Consider the following 350-nt stretch of genomic DNA (forward strand, 5'->3'; position numbering starts at 1 on the left):
TTGAGTGTTTATAATACTTCATTGTATTGAACATTCAACATAATGAGGGCCTATAGCTCAGCTGGTTAGAGCGCACGCCTGATAAGCGTGAGGTCGATGGTTCGAGTCCATTTAGGCCCACCATTAATTTAATATTTTTACCGTTTGGGGGCTTAGCTCAGCTGGGAGAGCGCCTGCTTTGCACGCAGGAGGTCAGCGGTTCGATCCCGCTAGTCTCCACCATATTGTACTTTGAAAACTAGATAAAGTAAGAAAAATAGATTTTACCAAGCAAAACCGAGTGAGTTCATATTTGAATTCTTGAAAAAAATCGCGCGTTTATACATTATGTATAAACATCACAATATTAA

The 350-nt window shown here is 40.0% G+C and carries 2 tRNA genes; both read left to right on the plus strand.

The features are described from left to right. Positions 1 to 46: 46 nt before the first annotated feature. Positions 47 to 123, plus strand: a tRNA-Ile gene (locus ER639_RS12120). A 23-nt stretch (positions 124 to 146) separates the two neighbouring features. Continuing rightward, positions 147 to 222, plus strand: a tRNA-Ala gene (locus ER639_RS12125). Positions 223 to 350 lie beyond the last annotated feature (128 nt).

Origin of the sequence: Macrococcus sp. DPC7161, from assembly GCF_004117835.1 — a bacterium.
Classification (GTDB): Bacteria; Bacillota; Bacilli; order Staphylococcales; family Staphylococcaceae; genus SDSC01.